The 3038-nt window shown below is 65.7% G+C and carries 6 protein-coding genes; 2 read left to right on the forward strand and 4 right to left on the reverse strand.

The genetic code is table 11. The features are described from left to right. The 3 genes from EQG76_RS31215 to EQG76_RS31225 form a co-directional block, all read right to left on the reverse strand. Positions 1–246 (reverse strand): arsenate reductase family protein (locus tag EQG76_RS31215; protein WP_407925592.1); only part of this gene is annotated, 246 nt, incomplete at its 3' end. Further along, complete coding sequence (locus EQG76_RS31220) at positions 243–767, reverse strand: arsenate reductase ArsC (RefSeq protein ID WP_159719101.1); 525 nt, start codon at positions 765–767, stop codon at positions 243–245. The genes EQG76_RS31215 and EQG76_RS31220, both read right to left, overlap by 4 nt. Continuing rightward, positions 764–1117, reverse strand: coding sequence for an ArsR/SmtB family transcription factor (locus EQG76_RS31225; RefSeq protein WP_159719102.1), 354 nt, complete (start codon positions 1115–1117; stop codon positions 764–766). Before EQG76_RS31225 ends, EQG76_RS31220 begins: the two co-directional genes overlap by 4 nt. A gap of 228 nt (positions 1118–1345) precedes the next feature. Here EQG76_RS31225 and EQG76_RS31230 point away from each other — a divergent pair, with 228 nt between their 5' ends. Both EQG76_RS31230 and EQG76_RS31235 read left to right on the forward strand, forming a co-directional pair. Further along, a complete protein-coding gene (locus tag EQG76_RS31230) occupies positions 1346–1570 on the forward strand; it encodes a hypothetical protein (protein WP_159719103.1) in 225 nt (74 codons plus the stop codon). Positions 1571–1684: 114 nt separating this feature from the next. Continuing rightward, the gene (locus tag EQG76_RS31235) at positions 1685–1912 is read left to right on the forward strand and encodes a hypothetical protein (RefSeq protein ID WP_159719104.1); all 228 of its coding nucleotides are present in this window, start codon (positions 1685–1687) and stop codon (positions 1910–1912) included. 150 nt (positions 1913–2062) lie between these two features. On the opposite strand, the gene EQG76_RS31240 is transcribed toward EQG76_RS31235, so the two are convergent. Beyond that, positions 2063–2875 carry a sulfite exporter TauE/SafE family protein gene (locus EQG76_RS31240; RefSeq protein ID WP_159719105.1) on the reverse strand — a complete coding sequence of 271 codons (813 nt, stop codon included), beginning with the start codon at positions 2873–2875 and terminating at the stop codon, positions 2063–2065. Between the last annotated feature and the right edge of the window lie 163 nt (positions 2876–3038).

A 3038-nucleotide genomic window follows, 5' to 3' on the forward strand; every position in this document is an offset into this window, starting at 1 on the left:
GTCGACGAGTTGCTCGTCGCTGAGGGAGGGATCACCCAGGCCCAGCTCGGCATAGGGCGTGCCCTTCTCACGCAAGAGGTCGCGCACGCCGATGCCCATGCGGTCGATCAGGCTCACCAGCTCGTCCCGGCCGGGTGGGGTCTTCAGATACTCGATGACCACCGGCTCCTCGCCGCTGTCGCGGATCAGGCCGAGCGTGTTGCGCGACGTGCCGCAGGCCGGGTTGTGGTAGATGGTGACGGTCACGATGCGGCATCCTCGGCAGCATCAGGGCGCAGACGACCGATCGCCTGCACCTGGTGGGTCAGGGCCATCCGGTCATGCGAGGCGAACGGCAGTGAGATGAAGATGCGGATGCGCTGGGTCAGCATCCGGCAGGCATCGCGGAAGGCCAGCATCCGGAACGTATCGCTGCCGACCACCGCCGCCGGATCGGGAACGCCCCAGTGGGCGCTGATCGGCTGGCCCGGCCAAATGGGGCAGGTCTCGCCGGCGGCCTGATCGCAGACGGTGAAGACGTAATCCATTGCCGGGGCACTGGGCTTGGCGAACTCGTCCCAGGACTTCGAGCGCAGCCCCTCCGTGGGCAGCCCCTGCTCCTGGAGCAGCGCTAGGGCCATCGGATGCACCTGGCCCTTGGGAAACGAGCCGGCGCTGTAGGCCCGGAAGCGCCCGGCTCCCAGGTGATTGAGCGTCGCCTCGGCCAGGATGCTGCGCGACGAGTTGGCCGTGCACAGGAACAGCACGTTGAAGACCCGTTCGGTCATGACGTTCTCCGTTCAGGCGGACAACAGGGCAGCAGCTCGGCGACGAGCGGCGCACACAGCTCGGCCTTCCCGCCACAGCAGTCCTTGACCAGGTAGAGGGTCAGCGACTGCAGGCCGTTCAGATCGGCGCGGTAGATGATCGAGCGGCTCTGGCGCTCCGACATAGTCAGCCCTGCCCGGGTCAGGATCGCCAAATGCGCCGACATCGTGTTCTGCGGCACGCCCAGCTGACGCGCGATCTCGCCGGCCGGCAGGCCATCCGGCTCGTGCTTCACCAGCAGCCGGAAGGTTTCCAGCCGGGTGGTCTGGGCGAGAGCCGCTAGGGCTTCGACAGCGTCATTCGTATCCATATATCGAGAATTGCAGATATATAGGATGACGTCAATCTCGAAGCACTCTCGCCTGGTCGCTGGCCTCACCCTGGACATTGCAGTGACCGAAGACCCGCTCTTGCAGAGCGACGATATCCTTGCCAGCAGTGACCGTGGCGCGACCTGGGCTACGTTTGGCGACTGGCGATTGGTGTTCTGCGGCTTCTGCTCTAGCTTCTATGGCACCCTTCAATAGGGAGGTGTGCAATGAAGTGGATCATCTTGGGCGCCGTGGGGCTGTTTGCGGTTGCCGGGCCTGCCCTTGCTCAGCCCGAGTCGAACACAGTGCCGCCACCGGCGGCACAGGCCACACCTGCACCACAGGCCAGTGGCATGTGTGGCTGCTGCAAGCAGATGGCGATGATGCAGCAGGGCGAGATGGGCCAGAAGCCGATGGAGATGCCGACCACGCCCATGGCGCCCCAGCAGTAGAAGGCAAGCCGATCAGCAAGCTCCTCAGCGCTTGAATGAACGCTGGCGGGACGGGCACCAGCCCATCCAAAGCCTGCTTGACCTTTCCCTTTCTGGAAGGGGTAGCATGGCGGGATGAGCAAGCCCGTTTCGCTCGATCACCAGGCGCTGGCCGCGCTGCAGCAGGCCATGGCGGAAGGCCGAATGGAGGTGGCCGAGCATCTGCTGTGCGCCCTGGAGGCTTTGGGCGCCGATGCCCGCGCGAACCCGCCCCTGGCCGCGGCGTATGCCAGCCTGATCCCTGCGCGCCGCTGCCCGGCCATTTCAACCAGCCGGGCCCGCAGGTCGGATAGGCGCCGCTAGCACAAGTCGATCTTGCCCACAGCAAAGTCCCGCTCGCGCCGTTGGCGCGGACGATTGCCGAGCCTTGGTGCGGTGACTTTCGGCGACTGTCCCGGCAGGCTCAGGTTAAGCATTAAGGCAATTCGGCCGACCTGCATGGGATGGGACTACCTAGCGGTGCCGTCCCACCTTCACCGCCGAGATGAGCAGGATCAACGTCAGCAGCGGCAGGAGCACCCCGTCCGGTATGATGCCCAGCAGCCGGCCGCCCAGGAAGCTGCCGACGAGTGAGCCGGCCGCCATGACTAGCACGAACATTCGGTTGCGGCCGAGGATCGTGAAGCTCTCGTCCCGGGTGTAACGGGTGAACCCCACTAGCATCGTTGGCAGGCTCACCGCCAAGGATAGGCTGCCGGCCAGCTTGAGGTCGGCGCCGAACAACAGCACCAGGGTCGGGATTAGCAATTCACCGCCGGCTACGCCCAGGAGCGAGGCGACGATGCCGATGGCAAAGCCGGCGATGATCCCAGCCAGCACCTGCACCCCGCCGGTCAGCAAGGGCGTGCCGGCCGTCGCGCCGTGGCCGGCCACCAGCACGACCGCGATGACCACCAACATGGCCGCGATGATCCGGTACAGGGTCGCCGAACGGAGCCGGGTCGCCCAAGCTGCACCCAGCCAGGCACCGAGCAGGCTGCCGGCCAGCAGGTTGACGATGATCGGCCAGGACGCGGCGATGGCCGCGAACGGCACCGTGGATGCCCGGAACGGCAGGGCCGAGGCGACCACCACCAGCGACATCGTCTTGTTCAGGATCACCGCTTCCAGGGCGGCGAACCGGAACAGGCCGATCAGCAGCGGCAAGCGGAACTCGGCCCCGCCCAGGCCGATCAGTCCGCCCAGCAGGCCGACGCCAGCCCCGCTGCCGAACGCTGTCAAGGGTCGGTGCCGTGCCGGAAACCCGGCTGCCGTTTCGCTGCTCATGCCCGCCTCGCTATAGCGAGCCAGCTATAACGAGGTGCACGTTGGTCGGCGATGGCTTCCATACAGGAGCAGCAAGAATGTATTGTATCGTTAAGGTCTACCCCAGCAAGACGGCTGATCGAGACGCCCTCTCCTGTCTCACATGGGTTGTTCTTGATCTTCC

This window comes from Geminicoccus flavidas (assembly GCF_009806515.1).
Classification (GTDB): Bacteria; Pseudomonadota; Alphaproteobacteria; order Geminicoccales; family Geminicoccaceae; genus Geminicoccus; species Geminicoccus flavidus.

Coding starts and splice junctions, on each gene's coding strand:
- EQG76_RS31230 (WP_159719103.1), top strand. CDS start 1,346: ATGAAGTGGATCATCTTGGGCGCCGTGGGGCTGTTTGCGGTTGCCGGG.
- EQG76_RS31220 (WP_159719101.1), bottom strand. CDS start 767: ATGACCGAACGGGTCTTCAACGTGCTGTTCCTGTGCACGGCCAACTCG.
- EQG76_RS31240 (WP_159719105.1), bottom strand. CDS start 2,875: ATGAGCAGCGAAACGGCAGCCGGGTTTCCGGCACGGCACCGACCCTTG.
- EQG76_RS31235 (WP_159719104.1), top strand. CDS start 1,685: ATGAGCAAGCCCGTTTCGCTCGATCACCAGGCGCTGGCCGCGCTGCAG.
- EQG76_RS31225 (WP_159719102.1), bottom strand. CDS start 1,117: ATGGATACGAATGACGCTGTCGAAGCCCTAGCGGCTCTCGCCCAGACC.